Raw genomic sequence first — 21,184 nt, 5'->3', positions numbered from 1 at the left:
CGACACGACCGGTCGGCATAAACGCTCCGGACGGCGAACTATTTGTAGGTGGAGTTCGAGGGTGGGATATGTCGGTTACGAACGTGACGGCCATCCCGGTAGAGATGGCCGTCGAGCCCCTCGAATCGGAACTGGGTCTCGCGCCCTACGTCAGCAACCACGACAGCGTCGAGTCGGTCGCGCGGATGCTCGTCAGGGTCGACACCGACGAGGGCGTGACGGGGTGGGGCGAGATGCTCGTCGGAATGAAGTCCGCCGCGGTGACGAAGGCGGTCGTCGACGACGTTATCGCACCCGAACTCGTCGGCCGCGAGGTCGGCGAGATACGCGAGTTCGTCGAGTCGTTCTACTTCCCGTACGTGAAGGTTCGCCCGTTCCTCGGCGCGGTCGAGACCGCCCTCTGGGACGCGCTCGGGAAGAAACTCGGCGTTCCGGTTCACCAGCTTCTCGGCGGCAAGACGCGCGACAGTGTGCCGATAGCGACCTGCCTCGGCATCCTCGGCCCCGAGGAGTCCCGACCGTACGCCGAGCGGGCGGTCGAGCACGGCTTCTCGACGCTGAAGACGAAAGCCGGCCCCGACTGGCGCGAGGACGTGGAGCGGATCCGGGCGATGCACGACGAAGTCGACGGGGAACTGGAGTTCCGCCTCGACCCCAATCAGGGCTGGTCGTTCGAGGACGCCGTCCGGGTCGCCACCCGACTCGAAGAGGAGGGCATCCTGCTCCAGTATCTGGAACAGCCGGTTCGCATCGACACCTACGGGACGTACGCCTCGCTCCGGAACCGGATTCGGACGCCGGTCGCGGTCAACGAGGACACGTACTTTCCGCGCAACCTGCAGTTCCTGTTGCGCGCCGACGCCATCGACGTTGCGGTGGTCGACCTCGTTCCCGCGGGGGGTATCCTCCGCGTCCGCGAACAGGTCGCGGTGGCGGCCAACGCGGGCGTCTCGGTGTCCCACCACTGCGGGTTCGACCTCGGCGTCAAGACGGCGGCGATGCTCCACACCGCGGCGAGCACGCCCGGCATCAACTTACCGCCGGACAGCGTCTACTACGGCTGGGCCGACTACGTTATCGAAGACCCGTTCGAGGTCGAGGACGGGGCGCTGCCGGTTCCCGACGGGCCGGGGCTGGGCGTCGAAGTGGACGAGCGGAAGGTCGAGCGGTATCGCTGCGACTGACGCGGAGTCAGTCGCCTCCGACCGCGTTTTCTTCGGCCGCGTTCGCGTCGCCGGCGAGCGGTTCGCTCTCCCAGTACTCGTGGGTCGCGTCCCGGCGGAAGCAGGCGGTTCGTCGCCCGTCGCCGTCGTGGTCTTCGAGCGAGGGACAGTCGCGCGTGCAGGCGGTTCGCGCTTCGAGACAGCGCGTGTGGAAGCGACAGCCGGAGGGCGGGTCGGTCGGTTCGGGGATGTCGAGCGACCGAACCGGCGGAGTATCGACGCCGGTTCGATTTCGGAGGTCGGAGGTCGCCCACAGCAACACCTTCGTGTACGGGTGTTGGGGGTCGTGGATTATCTGCTCGGGCGTTCCGATTTCGACGAGTTCGCCGAGGTACATGATGCCGATGCGCCCGCCGGCCCGCTGGGTGAGGTGCTTCGCGTTGGCGAGGTTGTGCGAGATGAACAGGTAGGAGGTGTCGAACTGCTCCTGGAGTTCGAGCATCAGCTCCATCATCTCCGCGCGCAGCGACACGTCCAGGGCGCTGATGGCTTCGTCGGCGAGGATGAGGTCGGGATTCATCAGCAAGGACCGGATGAGCGCGACGCGCTGCTGTTCGCCGCCGGAGAGTTGGTGGGGGTAGCGCCCGGCGAAATCCTTCGCCGGCGTCATCCCGACGTACTCCAGCAGTCCGTAGATGCGGACGCGGCGGTCGGCTTCGGTCATCTCGGGCTGCCACCGCTCGAGCGGCGCGGAGAGGATGGACTCGATGGTGTAGTTCGCGTTCAGCGAGCTACCGGGGTCCTGGTGGATCATCTGCAACGACCGTCGTATCTCCTTCGCCGCGTACTCGTCATCCCCTCGGCCGCCGAAGAGCCCGCTCCCGGACTTCGTCTCCCAGATATCCTGTCCTCGGTACAGCACGCTCCCCTCCGTCGGTCGCTGGACGCCGATGGCCGTCTTTCCGAGGGTCGTCTTGCCGCAACCCGACTCGCCGACGAGCGCCACGACGTCGTTCTCGTAGATGTCGAGGCTCACGTCGTCGACCGCGTGGACGGTCTCCGACCCGGCGAGTCCGAATAGGCGTTCCTTGTGGAAGTGGATGCTCACGTCCCGAAGCGACAGCAGCGGGTCGTCGCCGCGTGCGTTGCTCATCGCGGCTCACCCCCGGGGGAATCGGCGTCCCCCGCCGGGTCGCCCGACTCGTCGAGCGTCAGCGGAATCTCCCGCCGGGCGTCCTCCCAGTGGAAGCAGGCGACTTCGTGCTCCGACCCGGCGTCGCTCAGGTTGGGGTCTTCCGTCTCGCACAGCCCGTCCGCGAGCGGACACCGCGGGTTGAACGAACAGCCTTCGGGGAGCCCCACGGGGTCGGGACTCGACCCCGCGATGCCCTCGAGGTCCATCGTGCGGTCGGAGATGTTCGGCACCGCGTTGAGCAGCGCCCGCGTGTACGGGTGCGCCGCGTGGTCGATCACCTCGTCCGCCGGGCCGATTTCGACGAGGTCGAACGCGTACATCACGGCGAGGCGGTCGGCGAGGTCGGCCACGAGCGGGAGGTCGTGCGTGACGAACACGAACGTCAGGTCGTACTTCTCCTGGAGGTCCTCCAGCATGCTGATTATCGACCGCTGCATGAGGAGGTCGAGCGCGGCCGTCGGCTCGTCCATCACGACGACGTTCGGGTCGAGGACGAGACCGAGCGCGATGAGCGCGCGCTGTTTCATCCCGCCGGAGAGTTCGTGGGGGTGCGAGCGCAGCACCTGACCGGCGGGCAGGTAGAGGTCGGCCAGCAGTTCGCGGGCGTGTTCCATCCCGGCCCTCACGTCGGCGTCGTGCGCCCGGAGCGTCTCCTCGAAGTGGTCGCCGATGGTCATCGTCGGGTTGAACGCGCTCTGCGCGCCCTGGATGACGAACGATATCTCGTTCCAGCGGAGCCTCGTCAGTTCCTCACGGGAGAGCGAGAGGATGTCGACCGGCGAACCGTCCGGGGGGTGGTAGCGTATCTCGCCGCTCACCTGCCCCGGGGAGACGACGGCGTCGAGCAGTGCGGAAGCGAGCATCGATTTTCCGGATCCGCTCTCGCCGACGACGCCGAGCACCTCGCCCGCGCGGACGTCCAGGCTCACGTCGCGGAGCACGCGCGAGTCCCCGCGGTCCATGCTGAACGAGACGCTCGCGTTCCGCACCTCCAGGATGACGTCCTCGTCGACGCGGTCGTCCGCCGCGTTCGCGGCGGACCGGTGTTCGGTGGCCACGGACGTCACCTCCGGCCGCCGGTCGCGCTGAACCGGTCGGTGCTATCGCGTCGCTGGTCTCGGTCGGTGCGGCGGTGCGGTCGGTCGGTCGTATCGGAAGCGAACATGGATTCGTGTGTGGGTTGTCGTCTCATCGTCAGTGGTATCCTATCAGGCGCAGGCCGAGGTGACCGAGCACGGCGTAGAGGAACGCGCTCACGCCCCAGATGGCGAACATTCCGGCGAGGACGCCGTTCGTCACCCCGGGTAACACGTACTCGGACAGCAGCACGGCGAGGAGACAGCAGGCGACGCCGATGACCGTGACGAAGGCGAGGAACGACCGCCGAATCGCCAACACCAGCGACGTCGCGCGTCCGTCCGTCGAGCGGCGGGTGCTCACGGAGTCTCACCTCCGCCGGCCGAGCCCTCGTGGCGGGCGCGTAGCCGGACGTTGAAGACGCGGTCGAGTCCCTGCGCGAACAGGATGAAGCCGAGCAAGACGAGGATGATGCACGCCATCGGAACGAGCAACCAGTGAATTTGGTTCGGATTCGTCAGGTTCGCGCCGGCGTACGCGTTGTCCATCATCGCACCCCAGTTTAGCTGCGACTGAGGGAGGATGCCGAGGAAGTACAGCGCGACGGATTCGAAGACGATGCGCCGCGAACTGTTGGCGAAGTTCACGGAGATGTACGGCATCAGGTTCGAAATGACGTCCCGGCGGAGGATGTGAAGCTCGGACAGTCCCATGATGCGCGACGCCTCGGTGAACGCCTCTTCCCGGATGCTCAACACCTGCGAACGGATGGTTCGCGCCAGCCGCGGCCAGTTGTCGATGCCGAGGATGAGACCGACGACGAACGGCTCCTCCGGCTGATAGATTGTCGCCAGCACGATGACCAGCACGAGCCCCGGAATCGTGAGGACGGTGTCCGTCAGCGTCATCAGGACTCGGTCGGTGTGGCCGCCGCGGTACCCCGCCACGGTTCCGATGGCGGTTCCGAGACCGACGGACAGCAACGCGCCGGCGGCGATCATCTGCAACATCGCGGGGGTCGCGTGGACGACCTGTTTGAGTATCGATTTGCCCATCAGACCGGTTCCGAGCGGGTACTTCCAATCGGTGAAGGGCGGCAGGAAGATCGGTCCTTCCATCACGGTCGGTTCGGGAATGAGGTGGACGCCGACGGTCCCCGCGAAGACGAACCCCAGCAGTATCGTCGCCCCGACGAGCGCGCGCCAGTCGGAGAGGAGCACCGCGCCGGGAGCGTAGACGTGCCGTTCGAACGCTCGCTCGACCTTCTCGCGTAGCGTCGGTTCGGGCACGTTCGACATCTGCGTGAATATCGTCTCGTCGATGCCGCCGGCCCCGCCCGAGCGGCTACTCGTCCCGCCGTCGGCGCGAGCGGTCGAATCGGCCGCGTCGTCAGTAGGTTTCACGTTCGGTCCCTCCTTTGACGCGCGGGTCGATGACGCCGTACGTGAGGTCGGCGACGAGGATGCCGAGGAGCGTGAGTATCGTGAAGAAGATGAACGCGCCCATGATGACCGGGTAGTCGCGGTTCATGAGCGCGTTGAACGTCACCATCCCCATCGCCGGGTAGTTGAATATCGTTTCGAGGATGATGCTGCTCCCGAAGATGCTCGCGATGCCCATCATGATGCTCGTGTAGACGGGCAACAGCGCGTTTCGGCCGACGTAGCGTATCGCGATCCGTCCCTGACTGATGCCGCGCAGTCGCGCGACGCGGATGTACCCTTCGCCCATCTCGCGGATGCAGTTGCCGCGGAACGCCAGCGCGCCGCCGAACCCGGCGACGAACGCGGAGAAGACGGGGAGCGCCGCGTGCTTCACGATGCCGACGATGAACGGCAGGTTGAGGCCGGGCGTCGTCGACGGATTCATCCGCCCGCCGCTCGGGAACCAGCCGAGGCTGAACGAGAAGAGGATGAGCGTGAGGACGGCGACGACGTAGTAGGGGACGGTGCTGTTGACGATGGAGACGAACGTCATCCCGGTGTCGAACGCGCTCCCTTCCTTGTACGCCATGACCGCGCCGAACAGCAGGCTGACGGTCGTGCCGAGCGCGAGACCGTAGACGCTGATGAATATCGACCACGGCATCGCTCGGAAGAGGAGGTCGAAGACGGGTTCGTTCTTGAATATCGACCGTCCGAAGTCCTGGTACAGGACGATGTCGCGGAGGTACTCGTAGTAGGCGACGTACCAGGGTTGGGAGGGGTCGATGCCGGTGTACGTCTCGACCATCGCGTTGATGTTCGCCATCTGCGCGGGCGTCGGAGTCTGCCCCTGCTCGAGCATCTGTTTCATCAACTGCACCTTGACCATCTCGACCGGACCAAACGGTAACATCCGGTACAGCGCGAACGTTACGGTCAGTGCGATGAAAAACACTAGCACTGATTGGCCGATCCGCTTCACATAATACATCGTGCTACCGTGCTTGTCTTTCTTCAATCCCAATAAAGTTATGGTGATTCTTGGCACGGAGAGATAAGTTCATTACGCCCGCGTTCGACGTCCGCCCATGTCACTCGTGGCGCGACTCCTCGACTTCTTCGGCGGGACGGACGACGAGAGCGAGACGTACCAGTGCATCAGATGCGGCGGAACGTTCGACCGCGAGCACTACGAGTGCCCCGACTGCGGCGTCGCGCACGCCGTCGTCCGGACGACCGACGAGTGAGTCGTGACGAAATACTTACTTCCCGCCGGGAGCGTACGTGAACGAGAGGATGTCCAACGCACCGACGTTCTTCGATTACGTCTGTTCGAACACCGATAAGTTCGCCATGCTGTTCGCGTTCGAGTGCCTCGCGGGAGCGCTCTCGCTCGCGCTCTTTCTGTGGACCGAACCGGGCACCGCCACGCGCGTCGTCGGGATTCTCAACCTCGCCGGCATCGCCGTGCTCGGCGCGGCGACGGGAGCGATTCTGCTGAAGTGCCACCGGATGTGACGCGAGCGTCGTGTGGCGGGCGGTCCGTCCGTCGAGGCCTCACTTCGTCTTCGCGCTGATGTGACCCTTCATCAGGAACTCCATCGAGTTCGTGAGGTGCTCCGACTTGGTCGCATCGCCCTGCGGGTGGTCGTCCGCTTTGTTCGTGGGGAAGTTGAACTTGCTCGTGTTCCCCCAGTACGCCCTCGTCTCGTCGTAGAAGCCGATGTGCGGCACCTGCCAGTTCATGTACCACGCGAACTTCTTGGAGAGTCGCTTGACCTCGTCTTCGGACTGCGTCTGGGTCATGATGTTGTTCCACTTGATGGGGTAGAACGTCTGTTTCGCGCCGCCGGTACCCGTCGTGCCGACCTTCTTCGGATACTTCGGTCGGATCGGGTGGTTGAGCTTCTTGCTCCGCGGCTGGTCGAGTTTGGGCGTCGTGCGGTTGACCTTGCAGTCGCCGCTGCTCTCGAGCGGGGCGGCGACTTCGTCGTACTTGCCGATCCCGCCCACGCTGGCGGTGGTGAAGGCGTTCCCCGGGTGCGACGTGTTCGAGAACCAGTTGACCATGTCGAAGTCGTGCGTCTCAGTCCACCGCTGCCAGAACCCGCTGGACGACGGGATGATGAGTTTGTTCTTGAACCCGAACTTGTCCAGTTTCGGGCTGACGTACTTCCCGATGGTCTCGTAGATGTTCCACGGCGGCGTCAGGTAGGTGAGGTTGTTCACCTCGCTTCCGTTCGGCCCGACCCAGACCCCACCGTCCTTGGAGTAGCCGGCGTCCTGCAGCACCTGCTTCGCCTTCTCCGGTTTCGACTTTCGGCCGTAGTTGATAAGGTCGTTCTGGAAGCTCTTGCCGAGCCACTTGTCGGCCTGCTTCGAGGACAACCCGTTGACGGTGTCCCGCGACTTGTAGTTCAGCCCCTGCGTAGTCTTGAGCACCTTGACCAGTTCGTCGTGGTCGAGGAGGTAGGCGATGGCGCGCCGAACCGGACGCCGGGCGAGGTGCTCGTTGTTCCAGTTCATCGCCAGTTTCACGATGCTGGAGGTGCCGAACCGGTTGAACACCTCGACCTTGCCGCTCGATTGGGCCTGCGTGATGGTCTTGTCGCCGAGGTCGAGTTTACCGGTGTTGAGCGCCTGAATCGCCTTCTGTTTCTCGGAGATGAGGTGCCAGTTGAACGTCTTCAGGTTCGTCCAGTCGGCGCGCGGATGGTCTTCGTACTTCGTGTGAGACGCCTTCGTCGGCGAGAGTTGCGCCGGTTGCCACATCCCGCAGCCCAATCCCTTGTCCTTGAGGTCCTGTAGCGTTATCTTGTCCTCCTGGAGGTTCTTGGTCACCTTATTGATGGCGCTCTCGCCGCCCGCGTCCTCGTACTTCTCCAGCCACGATTTGAAGTAGTCGTGCTTGGCGATGACCGAGTAGTACGTCGCCTTCTTCAGCGAGGGGTTGGCCGGTCCCGGCAGGACGTTCTTGATGGTGTACTCGTCCAGAACCTCCCAGCTATCGTCGGTCTGGTCGGGACCCATGTTGTTCTTGTAGTCGTAGAGGAGGTTGGTGGTGTGAACGTCCTTCGCGGTCACCGGGGTGCCGTCCCACCACGTGTAGTCCTCGTTCAGCTTGATGTGGACCTCGCAGCCGCCCGCCTTGAGGCTGATGTCGTCGGCGAGCCAGTATATCGGCGTCCCCTGGGAGTTCGGATACACCAGCGACTCCGACCACATGTAGTCCATCCAGAACTCGGTGTTCCTCGTATCGGTGAACGGGTTAACGTTCGCCTGACTGGGCTGCCAGCTGACCGGCGCTCGCATGTTGAGCTCCGTCGTGACGGCCGCTCCGTTCCCGCCGTTCGTACCTGACGGGGTCGAACTCATCGTAACGTTCGGGTCGTTCGGGTTGCTGCCGCCGCAACCGGCCAGTCCAGCCATCGCCGCGCTTCCGCCGAGCGCGAGCCACTGTCGTCGTGTTAGCCGGTTTCCGTCGGCGTCGCCGTCGGAACCGTGGTTGGCGTTAGCCATGCTCGAACCAATATTCAGATAATCAATACAAAAGTGTTTGGGTTATTTAAAGAATCGAACGAAACGTAAAGCAGTTCGTCCTCGAGTGAAATGGTGCGAACATGCACCCCGACGCGTACGACCGAAGCGGAGAGGTCGCCATCGTCACCGGAGCGAGCAACGGCATCGGACGCGCGGTTACGGAGCGCCTCGCCGCCGCGAACGCGACCGTCGTAGTGGCGGACGTGGACGCCGACGGCGGCGAGGAAACGGTCGCCGCCGTCGAAGACGACGGCGGCACCGCCGAGTTCGTCCGCACGGACGTGAGCGACGCGACCGCCGTCTCGTCGCTGGTCGAGGCGACGATGGACGCCCACGGGAGCGTGGACGTGCTCGTGAACAACGCCGGCGGCTCCTTCGACGACGGGAACCCCGACCGAGTGGCGGAAGCGACGTGGGACCGCGTCATCGACGTGAACCTGAAAGGCCAGTTCCTCTGCGCCCGCGAAGTGCTCCCGGCGATGGTCGAGTCGGGCGGCGGCGCGATGGTTCACGTCTCGTCCGTCAACGCTCGACTCGGCATCGGACTCGCGTCCTACTCCGCGGCGAAGGGCGGAATCCTCGCGCTCTCCCGAATCGTCGCCACGCAGTACGGTCGTCACGGCGTCCGCTCGAACGCCGTCTGTCCGGGTACCATCATCACCGACGCGTCGAGCGAGAAGCTCACCTCCGAGGGGCCGGTTCGCGAGGAGTGGCTCGACCAGTATCCCGTGGGCCGGTTCGGCCGCGTCGAGGACGTGACCGCGGCCGTCTCCTACCTGACCTCCGAGGCGGCGTCGTTCGTCACGGGAACCGAACTCGTCGTCGACGGGGGGCTCTCCGCCGGTCTCGACCAGCGGTTGGAGGAGATGATGTACGGCGTCGACGAACCGCCGACGCGCGACGACCGGGAGCGGTGAGCGCGGAACTATAAGTATCGGTGCGCGGAAGGGGGAGGCGATGACCGTCGATGTTCGCCGACTCACCGACTACGACGCCGTCCGCGCCGGCATCGACCTCTGGAACGAGGTTCGTCCGGCGTTCGCCGTTCCCGAGCGACTCGTCGCGCAGAACGTCTTCGCCCCGTTCGCCGGTCTCGACGCGACGGCGTGGAGCGGATTCGCGGACGGCGACCTCGTCGCCGCCGCGCTCGGAAAGCGACTCACCGAACGAATAGCCGATTACGCCGGTCCCGAACAGGGCTGGGTGAGCCTGTTCGCCGTCGACCCGTCCGTCGAAAACCGGGACGCCGTCGCCGACGAACTGCTCGCCGCGGTCGAACGCGGCATGGTCGAGCGAGGCGTGATTCGGCTTCGGTTCGGCGGCGACCCGGGCCAGTTCCTTCCGGGGCTCCCGACCGAGTTCGACCGCCTGCGCGCCCGCCTCCGGGACGCGGGGTTCGAATCGCGCGGGACGGTGCACGACCTCCGGCGCGATATCGGGTCGTTCGAACCCCCCGACGGGATTTCCGAGGTCGGCGAGTCGTGGCCGGGGCTGTCACTCGAACGCGTCGACGAGACCCCCCGGCTCTACTCGTTTCTGGCGGACCAGTTCCCCGGCCGGTGGCGGTACGAGGCGGAGAACGTCTGCCGCGTTCCGGGCGGCGAGTCCGATTACTGGCTCCTCCGCCGCGAGGGGCGGACGGTCGGCTTCTCCCGAACCAACGCGCAGACCTCCGCGTACCGCGGCGCGAACGTCAACTGGGCCGAGCGACTCGACGGTCGCGTCTGCGGTCTCGGCCCGCTCGGGGTCCACGAGTCGTACCGGGGTCGCGGCTGGGGGCTCTGGATGATTTCGACGCTGGTCGAACGATACCGCGACGCGGGCTACGACCGGATGGTCGTCGACTGGACCGGTCTCCTCGATTACTACGCGAAACTCGGCTTCGAACCGTGGCTCGCGTACGAGACGCTCGAAAAGGAGGCGTCGGCGTGAGCGACGACGCCGGCCCGCGGGAACGCCTCGTCGTCGGCCTGATGTCGGGAACGTCGCTCGACGGCGTCGACGCGGCCTGCTGCCGGATTCGGCGCGACGGAACAGGCCCGCGGGGGTACGACGCGAGCGTCGAGTCGTTCGTCACGCGCCCGTACGACCCGGCGCTCCGCGACCGAATCGCGGCGGTTTGCGGCGACGCGGGAACTGTGGCCGACGCGTGCGACCTGAACGTCGCGCTCGGGGCGGTGTTCGCGGACGCGGCGAGAGAAGCCGCCGCGTCGGCCGACGTTTCGCTCGCGGACGTGGACGCCATCGGTTCGCACGGCCAGACGGTTCGACACCGTCCGAAGCCGCGTTCGCTCCCCGTCGGCGGCCGACTGCGCTCGACGCTCCAGATCGGCGACGGGAGCGTCATCGCCGAGCGCACCGGCGTCGAGACGATAGCGGACTTTCGCACCGCCGACGTCGCCGCGGGCGGGCACGGCGCGCCGCTCGTCCCGTTCGCCGACCTCGCGCTGCTCGCCGACGACGAAACGTTCCGCGTGGCCCAGAACGTCGGCGGCATCGCCAACTGCACCGCGCTCCCCCCCGGCGCGACCCGCGAGGACGCGACCGCCTTCGACACCGGGCCGGGGAACGTGGTCGTCGACGGCGTCGTCGAACGCCTGACGGACGGCGAGCGGACCTACGACGAGGACGGCCGCCTCGCCCGCGCGGGAACCGTCTGCGACGCCCTCCTCTCCGAGTTACTGGACGACGACTACTTCCGCGCCGAACCGCCGAAATCCACCGGGCGCGAACTGTTCGGCCGGGAGTACGCGGGGGCGTTCCTCGACGCGTGCCGCGGCCGAAACCTCCCGGACGAGGACGCGGTCGCGACGGCGACCGCGCTGACGGCCCGTTCCATCGCGGACGCGTACCGTCGGTTCCTCCCCCGAGCGCCGGACGAGGTCGTCGTCTCCGGCGGCGGCGCGTTCAACCCGACGCTCGTCGGGATGCTCGACGCCGAAATCGACGCGCCGGTTCGAACCGTCGACGAGTACGGGGTCGGCGCGGACGAGAAGGAGGCGGTCGCCTTCGCCCTGCTCGCCGCCGCGGCGCTCGACGGCGTCCCGAACAACGTCCCGAACGCGACCGGGGCGTCCCGTCCGGTCGTCATGGGCAAACGCTGTTCTCCGAACTGACCGCGTCTCCGCGCGACGGTCCCCCTAACCGCGACGCTGGCTCGAGAGCGGAGCGGCGACGCGGCACCTTCCGCTCGGTCGAAACGCACCGTCGTCGGTTCGGACGCGGAGCCACCGTCTTCCCCTCGGCGGAGGCCGTTTCGGACGAGTCGAAACGGCGGTCGATTCGCACCGTCACCGCGGACGGAACAGCGGCGGTGCGCGAACGCGCCGGGGACGGTCGTCCGATACGCATTACAGAGGTAGCACTGTAACGGACCGCTCGATCGAAATTCGGCGTGGAAACGGAGAATTCGTGGCGTATAACGCGTTTCGAACCCGTTTCGACCACGCGAAATGCCGATTTTACCACGAAAAGCGGCGGTAAGACGTCCCCGTGCGAATAACCGGCGCGTACAGCCCCGAAAGCCCCGTTTCGACTGAGTCGAAACGGGTGGGGTGCGGTTTCGCCCCGGCGGTCGCCGGTTGGAGCGCGCCGAAGTCCGAGGTCGTCGCCGGCGGCGCTGGCGAAACGGAAGTGACGTAAGACGGTGCAAAACGGGCTGGTGCGGTTCGAGGCGGTGCGATTTACGCGGACGACTCGACGCCGGGAACGTCGGGGAGGGCGGCGAGCGTCGAAACTTCGTGCGTCGGCTCCTCGGGGAGCGCGTAGCCCTCGCGGTGCGAGCGGCGCACGAACGCCGAATCCAGACCGGCGCGGTGGGCGGCCAGCACGTCGCAGGCGCTGTCGCCGACGTACAGGCCCCGGGTCGCGCCGAGGTCCGACATCGCGCGTTCGACGTAGTGCGTGTCCGGTTTCGTCCGCTCGAACCCGTCGACCGTCGGCTCCCGACCGTAGACGGCGTCGAACAGGTGGGCGAGGTCGAATCGCTCCAGCATGTACTCGACGGTCGCGTGTTGGTTGCTGCTGACGACGCCCATGGCGTGCGCTTCGGCGAGTTCGTCCAACACCGCGCAGTCGTCGAACGGGACGCGTTCGCCGCCGTCCATCATCCCGCGCTGGAGGCGCGAGGCGTTCGCCTCCCGCTCGGCCCAGAAGGCGGCGAAATCGAGGTCGTGGTCGGCGCACGCGCGCCGCATCTCGTCCAACGTGGCCCCCGCGATGAAGGCGTCGAGGTCGTCGTTCGAGGGCGAGACGCCGAACCGGTCGAAGGTCTCCTCGATGGCCTGCCGGTAGACCGTCGGGTGGTCCCGGTGGTGGCGCAGCAGAACGCCGTCGACGTCGAACAGGAGCGCGTCGTAGGTCATCCGTTCGTGCGTTCCGACGGCAATGGTAAATACGTTCTTCCCGCCGACCGCTCGGACGGAGCAATTAAGAGCGTTCGCGCCCCCACTCCGGCAAGATGGCGGCAGATACGACAGCTACCGACGATTCGCTCGAAGCGTTCCTCGCGCGCGGCCGCACCGAAGGCGTCTTTCCGGGGGCCGTGGCGGCGGTCGGAACCCGTACCGGCGTCGACCGGGTCGCCGCGGTCGGCCACCGCGACCCAGAACGCGGCGAGCAGACGACCCGGACGACGACGTTCGACGCCGCCTCGCTGACGAAACCCGTGGTGACGGCGACGACCGCGCTCTCCCTCGTGGAGGCGGGGGATATCGCGCTCTCGGACGAACTTCGGCGACACCTTCCCGAACTCGACGGTCGGCGGCGCGGCGAGATTCGGCTGGTCGAACTCCTGACCCACAGTTCCGGGCTTCAACCGTACGCCTTCGACGAGTCGTGGGGCTCCGCGGAGGACGTCATCGACGGTCTCCGCGACCGGTCGGTGCTCGAAGCCGCGCCCGGCGGCCGGTACGAGTACAGCTGTCTCAACTTCGTGTACTTGGCCGAGGCGCTCCGACGCGCGACCGGCCGCTCGCTGGCCGACCTCGCCCGAACGAACGTCTTCGACCCCGCCGGGATGGACGCGTCCCGCCTCGGCCCCGTGGACGTCTCGAACGTCGCCGCGACCTACGACCACGAGCACCGCGACCGGGTGCTCCGGGGCGACGTCCACGACCCCCTCGGCTGGGCGATGAGCGGGCGGAGCGGGAACGCCGGCCTGTTCACGACCGTCGACGACCTCGCGGCGTTCTCGACCGCGTTCCTAGCCGCCGACGGGACGCTCCTCTCCGCCGCGACGACCGACCGGCTTCGGGACGACTGGCTCCCCGAACTCGACGACCGGCACAGTCTGGGGTGGCGTCTCGCCGACGGAACGTACCCCGCGCCGAACTGGTCGCGCGACGGTCTCGGCCACACCGGCTACACCGGCACCTCGCTCTGGCTCGACCACGAGCGCGACCGGTTCGCAGTGCTGCTCACGAATCAGGTCTACGACGGGAAGGGGACGGGGCTCATCCGATTCCGGGAGCGGTTCCACGCGATGGTCGCCGCGCGGCGGTTCGACTGACGCGGCGAGGACGTTCCCGCTCGAACCGGTATCCCGCCACGACCCGACAATATTTATTACGCACCGCGGATTTTGGTCGGTATGGTCGCAGTCTGGAGTTACCCGTGGCGACTGCTCTCGCACCCCCTCGACGCGACGCGGCGCGAACTCGCCGAGTTGGGCGTGTCGAGCGTCACCGTCGCCGCGCACTACCACTCCATCCGAACGCTCGACCCGCGTTCGGACGACGGTCTGTTCGAATCGTACGAGGGCGGTTGCTACTTCGACCCCGACCCGGAAGCGTTCGCCGACACGCCCATCGACCCGCCGACGAACGATATCGGCGGTCGAGACGATCCGTTCGGCGACGTGGTCGACCGACTGACCGCGCACGGCATCGGCGTGAACGCGTGGCTCGTCTGTTTCCACAACTCGAAGCTCGGCGCGCGCTACCCGCGATTTCGGGTTCAGAGCGCCTTCGGGGACGCCCACGACCACGCGTTCTGTCCCTCCCACTCCGAGGTGCAGACGTACTTCGAGGGCGTCGCGCGCTCGCTCGCCGAGTACGACATCGAGGCGATCAACCTCGAATCGCTCGGCTTCCCGAGCGCCTTCCACGGACACGGGGCGACGTTCGGTCACGCGAAGAACCACGTCGTCCGCGGGAAGCCCGAGGAGGTCGTCCTCTCGCAGTGTTTCTGCTCGGCGTGCCGGGAGCGAGCCGAGAGCCACCCGGTTGATTTCGATCGCGCCCGCGACGCGGTGCGAACCGTCGCCCGCGACGCGCTCGGCGGACCGACGCCGCGGATTCGGTCGCTCGAACGACTCGCCGAGGAGCGCCCGGTCCTGGCCGACCTCTTCGACTTTCGGGCGTCGGTCGTCGACGGGTTCCTCGAAGGGCTGTCGGCCGCCAGCGGCGACGTCGCGCTCACCTACTCGGCGTCGGACGGCCTCGGCCGCGACCCGAACGACGGCTGGCCGGCGGGGGTCGTCCTCGACCGCGTCCGAACCCACTTGGACCGGATCGTCGCCCTCTGCTACACGGGCGACCGCGACGCCGCCCGTCGGCGCGTCCGGCTGTATCGGGACGCGGTCGACATCCCCGTGGACGCCGGCGTCACGCTCGATCCCGACGTGCTCGGAACGGAGGCGGAGTGGCGAGCCTTCGTCGGCGACGTCGCCGACGCCGCCGACGAGCTTCACGTGTACAACCACGCGCTCATGAGCGACGCGCACGTCGGCTGGTTCGACGCGGCGGTCGCCCGCGCGGAGGGCGACGTGACCGGTAGTTTGTGACGACCACACGTGGTTTTTTAAAGGGAAACCGCATTGCAGATGGTATGGTACGACTCGGCGTAGAACGGTTGTTGAACGAGCGGTCCGACGCGGTCGACGGCGAGCGACTCGGCCTCATCACGAACCCGTCGGGAACCGACAGCGACCTGCACACCACCATCGACCTCCTGCACGACCGCGAGGATTTCGACCTCCGGAAGCTGTTCGGGCCGGAACACGGCATCAGGGGCGACGCGCAGGCGGGCGTGAAGGTCGACGACAGCACCGACGAACGAACCGGACTCCCGGTGAAGAGCCTCTACGGCGAGCAGCGCAGGCTGCGACCGGAGATGTTGGACGACCTCGACACCGTCGTCTACGACATGCAGGACGTCGGCTGTCGGTTCTACACGCTCATCTACACGCTCGCTTACGCGCTCATGGGCGTCGCCGAGGCCGAAAAGCGCATGGTCGTCCTCGACCGGCCGAACCCCGTCGCGCCGCTCCCCGTCACGGGCAACCGAATCGGCGAGGAGTCCGCCTCGTTCGTCGGAGGGTACGAACTGCCCATCGTCCACGGGCTGACCGTCGGGGAACTGGCGACGTACTTCAACGAGGAGTTCGACATCGGCGCGGACGTGTCGGTCGTCGAGATGCGCGGCTGGACGCGCTCGGACTGGTTCTCGGACACCGACCTGCCGTGGGTGTACCCCTCGCCGAACATGCCCACGCCGGGGACGGCGACGCTGTACCCCGGCATGTGCTTTTTCGAGGGGACGAACCTCTCGGAGGGACGCGGGACGACGAAACCCTTCGAACTCGTCGGCGCGCCGTGGATCGACGCGGCCGAGTGGGCGGCCGAGCTGTCGGCGCAGGACCTGGACGGGGTCGCGTTCCGACCGGCGTACTTCTCTCCCACCTTCTCGAAACACGAGCACGAGAACGTGACGGGCGTGCAGGTGCACGTGCTCGACCGGGACGCAGTCGACCCGGTGACGGTCGGCCTCACGGTGCTCGTCTCGGCGTTCACCGCCGACGACCGGTGCGAGTGGATCGAGTACGACGACGGGTTCTTCGTCGACAAGCTCGCGGGCGGGAGCTACCTGCGCGAGGCGATCGACGCCGCGGACGCCGGGCGCGAACCGCGCGACATCGTCGAGGACATCACGGACGGCTGGTCGGACGACCTCGCCGAGTTCGCCGACGCGCGGGCGAACTACCTCCGGTACTGAGCCGATGACCGACGCACCCACCGACCCGGAGTCGGTCGTCTCGTCGCTGTCGCTCCCCGAGAAGGTCGGCCAACTGTTCGTCGCGGGGTTCGACGGAACCCGGCCCACGGCCGAGATCGAGGAACTCGTCTCCGAGCGCTCCCTCGGCGGCGTCATCTACTTCGGTCGGAACGTCGAGTCGCCGGAACAGCTCCGAACCCTCTCGCGGACGCTCCGAGGGTTCGTCCCCGACGGCGGGCCGCCGCTGCTCGTGACCGTCGACCAGGAAGGAGGCCGGGTCGCGCGCCTCTCGTGGGGGACGGAGTTACCGAGCGCGATGGCGCTCGGAGCCGCCGACGATCCGGCGCTCGCCGCGAGGGCGGGCGCGGCGGTCGGCCGCGAACTCCGTGCGCTCGGCGTCGACGTCGACCTCGCGCCCGTGCTCGACGTGAACAACAACCCCGACAACCCCGTCATCGGCGCTCGGTCCTTCGGCGAGCGCCCCGGCCGCGTCGCGGAACTGGGCGCGGCGTTCGCCGCCGGACTGCAGAACGGCGGGGTCGTCGCCTGCGGGAAACACTTCCCGGGGCACGGCGATACGGCGGTCGATTCCCACCTCGACCTGCCGGTCGTCGACCACGACCGGGAGCGCCTCGACCGCGTCGAACTCCGTCCTTTCCGCCGGGCCGTCGACGCCGGTATCGACGCCGTCATGACGACGCACGTCGCGTTCCCCGCCGTCGCGGAGGACGCCGAGCGACCGGCGACGCTCTCGCGTCGGGTCGTCACCGGGCTCCTGCGCGAGGAACTCGGCTTCGACGGACTCGTCGTCACGGACTGCATGGAGATGAACGCCATCGCGGACGGCGTCGGCACCGTCGAGGGGTGCGTGCGTGCGGTCGAAGCGGGCTGCGACCTCGTCTGCGTCTCCCACACGCCCCGCACCCAGCGCGCGGCCATCGACGCGGTCGTCGCCGCGGTCGAGTCGGGGCGCGTCTCGGAGTCGCGCGTCGACGAGTCGGTGCGCCGCGTCCTCCGGGTGAAGCGAGCGTACGGGGCCGGGTCGGTCGACACCCCCGACGAACGGGACGCCGCCGCGACCGCTTGTCGCTCCGTCGCGCGAACCGTCGCCGAACGCGGCGTCACGCTCGTCCGCGACGCCGACACTCTACCCCTGCCCGACGCTCCCGTCGTCGTCTACGAGTTCGAGGGCGATCGCGGCTCGCTCGTCGAGGAGTCGACCGACCGCCGCGGCGCGTTCGCGTCGGCGCTCTCGACGGCGGGCGCGACGGTGAACGCGTCGGTTCTCGCCCCCGGCGACTCGCCGCCGAACCCCGACGACGCGCCGACGGTCGTCTGCACGTCCGACGCCGCCGCGAATCCCGAGCAGGCGGGCGCGGTCGACGCGCTCGTCGAGGCGGGTGCGGACCCCGTCGTCGTCGCGACGCGGAACCCCTACGACCTCGCGGCGTTTCCGGAGGTCTCCGCGTACCTGACGACGTACGACGATACGCCGCCGTCGCTCGCCGCCGCGGCAGAGGTGCTCGTCGGCGACCGGAAGCCGGTCGGTCGACTCCCGGTGACGATTCCGGTCGACTGAGACCGCCGCCGTTCCGATCCCAGCGCGGCGAATTACCGCGCCCGCCGGGAGACGTTCCGAAGGACGTCGGCCAGTTCGTCGGCCAGTCGGTCGAGGAGTTCGGCTCCCTTCTCCGCGCTGGCGAGCGAAGGGTCGCCGATGGCCCCCGAGGCCGAGTACTCCTCGAACGGTCGGTACGTCGAGAGCGCGCCGCCGACGAGGAGGTCTTTCGTCCCGCGTTCGTACGGTTCGTCCAGATACTCGGCGTCCGCGTCGTCCATCTCGACCAGTTCCGGGTGGAGGTGCAACATGAGCGACGTCTCGAACTCGCCGCCGTGGGCCATGCCGCCGACGTCGCTCTCGCGGATATCGTCCGCGAACGACTCCGCGAGTCGGAAGTACGTCAGACCGGTTACCTCGACGTCTGGGTGCGATTTTCCGACGGTGCTCACGGCGTTGTCGACGAGCGACGCGTTTCCGCCGTGCCCGTTGACGAAACAGACGCCGTCGAAACCGTTGTCGAGCGCGCTGTCGGCCGCGTCCTCCAAGAGGGCGAGGATGGTCTCCAGTTCGAGCGTCACCGTCCCCCCGAGGGACGTGTGATGGGGCGAGAACCCCGACCAGACGGGGGGCGTCACGAGGAGGGGGACCTCGTCGGCGACCCGCTTCGCGCCGGCGTGAGACACGGCGTCGGCCAACAGCGTGTCGGTGGCGACGGGGAGGTGGTGGCCGTGCTGTTCGATGCTCCCGACCGGAACGACGACGACCGACCCCTCGGCGGCGCCGGTCTCGCGGATTTCGGTTCGAGTCTTCGCCGCCCACGCGACGGACGACAAGCGTACCGCTGCGGTCATGGCGTACAGTGCTCGCGTCGAGCGTAAAACGATTCGGGTTCCGCCGAGGGAGCGCGGATTCGGTTCGGTAGCCCGAAGGCGGAATAATAATATTAACTAATGTGAATAAATTTTATTCGTCTTCATCACGTTAGCATCAGGCGCACATGTCAGACGACGAATCAGCATCGAGTGGCGGCGGACGGAGATCGCTCGCGGGCGCATCGAGGCGGACGTTCCTCAAGGGAACCGGTGCGCTGGCGGTAACGGGGACGCTCGGGACCCGCGCGGCGGAAGCGCACGGGGACTACGGCAACCGCGTCGTCGGGTACTACCCCGGTTGGGCGGGCGACTACGCGCCCGCGGACGTCCCCTTCGATAAGCTCACGCACCTGAACTACGCCTTCCTCGAACCGCAGTCGGACGGGACGGTCGTCGTGGGGAGTTCCTCGGAAGAGAGCCTGCTCAGCGAACTCTCGACGTACGACGACACGAACACCGTGTTCGTCCTCTCCGTCAGCGCCGGGTGGTACTCCGGCACGTTCTCCGACGCCGCGTCGACGGCCGCGCGACGCCAGCGATTCGCCGAGACGGCCGTCGATATCGTGGAGCGGTACAACTTCGACGGTCTCGACATCGACTGGGAGTTCCCGGACGGAACGATTCGAGCCGACGACCCGCACAACTTCACGCTCCTCCTGGAGGCGTGTCGCAACGAACTCGATTCGCGGTTCGGGTCGTGGACCCACCTGACGATGGCGGCCTCCCCCAACCCGAACATCGTCGACGACGCCTACGAGGTCGGGACGATCAGCGACTATCTCGACCACGTCAACGTCATGACCTACGACTACCACGGCGACTGGAGCAACGACACCAACTTCAACGCGCCGTTCGATTCCCCGCCGGGCGACCCGGACGGGCAACAGAGCTGGAACACGACCGCCCACATGAAGAACTGGGCCGGCGAGCCGATAGCGAAGGACAAACTCGTCATGGGAATGCCGTTCTACGGGCGCTCCTTTTCGGGCGTGTCGTCCACGAACGACGGCCTGTTCAACTCGTTCAGTTCGTCCACGTCGGAGACGTATTACAACATCCGGGAGAACATCGAGCCGCAGTCGGACTACGAGTACCACTGGCATCCAGACGCGCAGGTGCCGTGGCTGTACTCCGCCGCGGAGAACACGTTCATCTCCTACGACGACGCCGCTTCGATCGGGAACAAAGCGGACTACGCGAGAAACAACGGATTCGGCGGCGCGATGTGCTGGGAACTCTCCCAAGACCCCAGCAACACCCTCATCACCGAGATGCACAATCGGCTCCACTAGCGTACCGCCTCGAGTTATCGGCGCGGCTCCCGGACGACTCCGACGCGGCGGTCGACCGCCGGCGCAGCGATCGGACGGCCGACCGTCGTCTCCGAATACCGCTTTCCTACGAGTGCGCGAGCTTCAGTTCGATGATGTTCTTCGCCCGCCGGAGGTCGTTCAGGAGTCGCTCCCGGAGGTCGCCGTCGATGCGGCTCGCCGGGCCGGAGACGCTGATGGCTCCGATGACCTGCCCGTTCTCGTTCTTGATGGCGACCGCGGTGCACTGAACGCCGCGGACGCGCTCCTCGTCGTCGACGGCGTAACCCCGTTCCCGAACCGCCTTCAGCTCGGCGAACAGGTCCTCGCGGTCGACTATCGTCTTCGGCGTGCGGGCCGGCAGTCCGCGCCGGTCGAGTATCTCCTCGACCCTGGATTCGGGGAGGTACGCGAGGATGGCCTTGCCGAGGGCGGTCGCGTGGAGGGAGACGTGTTTCCCGGGGTGCGTATCGAGCGGGATGGCGTCGCCCGCCTGCGCGTTGTACACGTACACGCCGCGCCCGTCCTCCTCCACGAGCAGGTTCGCCGACTCCTCGGTTTCGGCGGCCAGTTTGTCCACCTCCGGTCTGGCCACCTCGTATATCTTGCGCCGCGACCGAGCGTACTCGCCGAACTCGAGGAACCGAAGGCTGATGCGGTAGGTGTTCTCGTTTCTGACGACGTACCCCCGCTGGACGAGCGTCGTGAGGTGATTGTGGACGGTGCTGTCGGGGAGGTCGAGATGGTCGGCCACTTCCGTGAGGCGGGCACCGTCGAGATAGCGGAGGGTCTCGATGATATCGAACGAGCGGGCGGTCGTCCTGACGGGGGTTTTCGATTCGCGAGTCATGCCCTCTGTTTACCCTTCTTTCTTACGGATACCGTATATAATTTCCTGCGCGCTGACGCGAGTCGGACCCGTCCCGAAGTCGGGGCGACTCCGTCGAGACGGAGCGGCGTCGAACCCGCCGGACGCTCGGCCGTCTATTTAAGAGTTTCTCGCGACAATAAAAGAAACGGTAGAAATACTGACAACACGGGTCGGAT

The 21,184-nt window shown here is 67.0% G+C and carries 21 protein-coding genes; 12 read left to right on the top strand and 9 right to left on the bottom strand.

What is annotated here, in order from left to right; translation table 11 throughout:
- Nucleotides 1-68: 68 nt before the first annotated feature.
- Nucleotides 69-1,184: a mandelate racemase/muconate lactonizing enzyme family protein gene (locus LIX00_RS20420; protein ID WP_227356399.1), complete on the top strand. Its 1,116-nt coding sequence runs from the start codon at nucleotides 69-71 to the stop codon at nucleotides 1,182-1,184.
- 7 nt (nucleotides 1,185-1,191) lie between these two features.
- Here the strand turns inward: LIX00_RS20420 and LIX00_RS20415 are convergent, their stop codons facing one another.
- From LIX00_RS20415 to LIX00_RS20395, 5 genes are all read right to left on the bottom strand, one after another.
- Nucleotides 1,192-2,316 carry an oligopeptide/dipeptide ABC transporter ATP-binding protein gene (locus LIX00_RS20415; RefSeq protein ID WP_227356398.1) on the bottom strand — a complete coding sequence of 375 codons (1,125 nt, stop codon included), beginning with the start codon at nucleotides 2,314-2,316 and terminating at the stop codon, nucleotides 1,192-1,194.
- A complete protein-coding gene (locus LIX00_RS20410) occupies nucleotides 2,313-3,416 on the bottom strand; it encodes an ABC transporter ATP-binding protein (RefSeq protein WP_227356397.1) in 1,104 nt (367 codons plus the stop codon). Before LIX00_RS20410 ends, LIX00_RS20415 begins: the two co-directional genes overlap by 4 nt.
- A 136-nt stretch (nucleotides 3,417-3,552) precedes the next feature.
- Nucleotides 3,553-3,798 carry a hypothetical protein gene (locus LIX00_RS20405; protein WP_227356396.1) on the bottom strand — a complete coding sequence of 82 codons (246 nt, stop codon included), beginning with the start codon at nucleotides 3,796-3,798 and terminating at the stop codon, nucleotides 3,553-3,555.
- Nucleotides 3,795-4,838: an ABC transporter permease gene (locus LIX00_RS20400; protein WP_227356395.1), complete on the bottom strand. Its 1,044-nt coding sequence runs from the start codon at nucleotides 4,836-4,838 to the stop codon at nucleotides 3,795-3,797. Before LIX00_RS20400 ends, LIX00_RS20405 begins: the two co-directional genes overlap by 4 nt.
- Nucleotides 4,825-5,814, bottom strand: a complete 990-nt coding sequence (locus tag LIX00_RS20395; protein WP_227356394.1) for an ABC transporter permease — start codon at nucleotides 5,812-5,814, stop codon at nucleotides 4,825-4,827. The genes LIX00_RS20400 and LIX00_RS20395 overlap by 14 nt, the downstream gene beginning before the upstream one ends.
- A 133-nt stretch (nucleotides 5,815-5,947) precedes the next feature.
- Between LIX00_RS20395 and LIX00_RS20390 the strand changes: the two genes are divergently transcribed.
- Entirely contained in the window at nucleotides 5,948-6,106 is a 159-nt protein-coding gene (locus tag LIX00_RS20390) for a hypothetical protein (RefSeq protein WP_227356393.1), read from the top strand.
- A 49-nt stretch (nucleotides 6,107-6,155) separates the two neighbouring features.
- Entirely contained in the window at nucleotides 6,156-6,377 is a 222-nt protein-coding gene (locus LIX00_RS20385; protein ID WP_227356392.1) for a hypothetical protein, read from the top strand.
- A gap of 39 nt (nucleotides 6,378-6,416) precedes the next feature.
- Here LIX00_RS20385 and LIX00_RS20380 read toward each other — a convergent pair whose 3' ends face one another.
- Nucleotides 6,417-8,378, bottom strand: a complete 1,962-nt coding sequence (locus LIX00_RS20380) for an ABC transporter substrate-binding protein (RefSeq protein WP_227356391.1) — start codon at nucleotides 8,376-8,378, stop codon at nucleotides 6,417-6,419.
- A gap of 101 nt (nucleotides 8,379-8,479) precedes the next feature.
- Between LIX00_RS20380 and LIX00_RS20375 the strand changes: the two genes are divergently transcribed.
- The 4 genes from LIX00_RS20375 to LIX00_RS20360 all read left to right on the top strand — a co-directional run bounded on the left by LIX00_RS20375 (nucleotide 8,480) and on the right by LIX00_RS20360 (nucleotide 12,041).
- Complete coding sequence (locus tag LIX00_RS20375; RefSeq protein ID WP_227356390.1) at nucleotides 8,480-9,316, top strand: SDR family NAD(P)-dependent oxidoreductase; 837 nt, start codon at nucleotides 8,480-8,482, stop codon at nucleotides 9,314-9,316.
- 40 nt (nucleotides 9,317-9,356) lie between these two features.
- Nucleotides 9,357-10,331: a GNAT family N-acetyltransferase gene (locus LIX00_RS20370; protein ID WP_227356389.1), complete on the top strand. Its 975-nt coding sequence runs from the start codon at nucleotides 9,357-9,359 to the stop codon at nucleotides 10,329-10,331.
- Nucleotides 10,328-11,515 (top strand): anhydro-N-acetylmuramic acid kinase, encoded by a 1,188-nt coding sequence (locus tag LIX00_RS20365; protein ID WP_227356388.1) that lies wholly within the window; start codon nucleotides 10,328-10,330, stop codon nucleotides 11,513-11,515. The genes LIX00_RS20370 and LIX00_RS20365 overlap by 4 nt, the downstream gene beginning before the upstream one ends.
- Before the next feature lie 376 nt (nucleotides 11,516-11,891).
- A complete protein-coding gene (locus LIX00_RS20360; RefSeq protein WP_227356387.1) occupies nucleotides 11,892-12,041 on the top strand; it encodes a hypothetical protein in 150 nt (49 codons plus the stop codon).
- Between the two features lie 41 nt (nucleotides 12,042-12,082).
- On the opposite strand, the gene LIX00_RS20355 is transcribed toward LIX00_RS20360, so the two are convergent.
- Nucleotides 12,083-12,763, bottom strand: a complete 681-nt coding sequence (locus LIX00_RS20355; protein WP_227356386.1) for an HAD family hydrolase — start codon at nucleotides 12,761-12,763, stop codon at nucleotides 12,083-12,085.
- 95 nt (nucleotides 12,764-12,858) lie between these two features.
- Between LIX00_RS20355 and LIX00_RS20350 the strand changes: the two genes are divergently transcribed.
- The 4 genes from LIX00_RS20350 to nagZ all read left to right on the top strand — a co-directional run bounded on the left by LIX00_RS20350 (nucleotide 12,859) and on the right by nagZ (nucleotide 17,973).
- Nucleotides 12,859-13,908 (top strand): serine hydrolase domain-containing protein, encoded by a 1,050-nt coding sequence (locus LIX00_RS20350; RefSeq protein ID WP_227356385.1) that lies wholly within the window; start codon nucleotides 12,859-12,861, stop codon nucleotides 13,906-13,908.
- An 81-nt stretch (nucleotides 13,909-13,989) separates the two neighbouring features.
- Nucleotides 13,990-15,183, top strand: a complete 1,194-nt coding sequence (locus tag LIX00_RS20345) for a hypothetical protein (protein WP_227356384.1) — start codon at nucleotides 13,990-13,992, stop codon at nucleotides 15,181-15,183.
- Between the two features lie 44 nt (nucleotides 15,184-15,227).
- Nucleotides 15,228-16,394 (top strand): exo-beta-N-acetylmuramidase NamZ family protein, encoded by a 1,167-nt coding sequence (locus LIX00_RS20340; RefSeq protein ID WP_227356383.1) that lies wholly within the window; start codon nucleotides 15,228-15,230, stop codon nucleotides 16,392-16,394.
- Nucleotides 16,395-16,398: 4 nt separating this feature from the next.
- Nucleotides 16,399-17,973, top strand: a complete 1,575-nt coding sequence (gene nagZ / locus LIX00_RS20335) for a beta-N-acetylhexosaminidase (protein ID WP_227356382.1) — start codon at nucleotides 16,399-16,401, stop codon at nucleotides 17,971-17,973.
- Nucleotides 17,974-18,005: 32 nt separating this feature from the next.
- Here the strand turns inward: nagZ and LIX00_RS20330 are convergent, their stop codons facing one another.
- Nucleotides 18,006-18,806 carry a creatininase family protein gene (locus LIX00_RS20330; protein ID WP_227356381.1) on the bottom strand — a complete coding sequence of 267 codons (801 nt, stop codon included), beginning with the start codon at nucleotides 18,804-18,806 and terminating at the stop codon, nucleotides 18,006-18,008.
- Between the two features lie 146 nt (nucleotides 18,807-18,952).
- On the opposite strand from LIX00_RS20330, the gene LIX00_RS20325 reads away from it, so the two are divergent.
- Nucleotides 18,953-20,119 carry a glycosyl hydrolase family 18 protein gene (locus tag LIX00_RS20325; protein WP_227356380.1) on the top strand — a complete coding sequence of 389 codons (1,167 nt, stop codon included), beginning with the start codon at nucleotides 18,953-18,955 and terminating at the stop codon, nucleotides 20,117-20,119.
- 106 nt (nucleotides 20,120-20,225) lie between these two features.
- On the opposite strand, the gene LIX00_RS20320 is transcribed toward LIX00_RS20325, so the two are convergent.
- Nucleotides 20,226-20,987 carry an IclR family transcriptional regulator gene (locus LIX00_RS20320; protein WP_227356379.1) on the bottom strand — a complete coding sequence of 254 codons (762 nt, stop codon included), beginning with the start codon at nucleotides 20,985-20,987 and terminating at the stop codon, nucleotides 20,226-20,228.
- Nucleotides 20,988-21,184: the final 197 nt, after the last annotated feature.

It is taken from the genome of Haladaptatus salinisoli (genome assembly GCF_020614375.1).
In the GTDB taxonomy this organism is placed as follows: Archaea; Halobacteriota; Halobacteria; order Halobacteriales; family Haladaptataceae; genus Haladaptatus; species Haladaptatus salinisoli.
Note: the sequence above shows the minus strand (reverse complement) of the source record. Positions and strands in the feature narration are given on the sequence as shown.

Coding starts and splice junctions, on each gene's coding strand:
- LIX00_RS20375 (WP_227356390.1), top strand. CDS start 8,480: ATGCACCCCGACGCGTACGACCGAAGCGGAGAGGTCGCCATCGTCACC.
- LIX00_RS20340 (WP_227356383.1), top strand. CDS start 15,228: ATGGTACGACTCGGCGTAGAACGGTTGTTGAACGAGCGGTCCGACGCG.
- LIX00_RS20385 (WP_227356392.1), top strand. CDS start 6,156: ATGTCCAACGCACCGACGTTCTTCGATTACGTCTGTTCGAACACCGAT.
- LIX00_RS20390 (WP_227356393.1), top strand. CDS start 5,948: ATGTCACTCGTGGCGCGACTCCTCGACTTCTTCGGCGGGACGGACGAC.
- LIX00_RS20415 (WP_227356398.1), bottom strand. CDS start 2,316: ATGAGCAACGCACGCGGCGACGACCCGCTGCTGTCGCTTCGGGACGTG.
- LIX00_RS20350 (WP_227356385.1), top strand. CDS start 12,859: ATGGCGGCAGATACGACAGCTACCGACGATTCGCTCGAAGCGTTCCTC.
- LIX00_RS20325 (WP_227356380.1), top strand. CDS start 18,953: ATGTCAGACGACGAATCAGCATCGAGTGGCGGCGGACGGAGATCGCTC.
- LIX00_RS20355 (WP_227356386.1), bottom strand. CDS start 12,763: ATGACCTACGACGCGCTCCTGTTCGACGTCGACGGCGTTCTGCTGCGC.
- LIX00_RS20330 (WP_227356381.1), bottom strand. CDS start 18,806: ATGACCGCAGCGGTACGCTTGTCGTCCGTCGCGTGGGCGGCGAAGACT.
- LIX00_RS20420 (WP_227356399.1), top strand. CDS start 69: ATGTCGGTTACGAACGTGACGGCCATCCCGGTAGAGATGGCCGTCGAG.
- LIX00_RS20380 (WP_227356391.1), bottom strand. CDS start 8,378: ATGGCTAACGCCAACCACGGTTCCGACGGCGACGCCGACGGAAACCGG.
- LIX00_RS20370 (WP_227356389.1), top strand. CDS start 9,357: ATGACCGTCGATGTTCGCCGACTCACCGACTACGACGCCGTCCGCGCC.
- LIX00_RS20345 (WP_227356384.1), top strand. CDS start 13,990: ATGGTCGCAGTCTGGAGTTACCCGTGGCGACTGCTCTCGCACCCCCTC.
- nagZ (WP_227356382.1), top strand. CDS start 16,399: ATGACCGACGCACCCACCGACCCGGAGTCGGTCGTCTCGTCGCTGTCG.
- LIX00_RS20320 (WP_227356379.1), bottom strand. CDS start 20,987: ATGACTCGCGAATCGAAAACCCCCGTCAGGACGACCGCCCGCTCGTTC.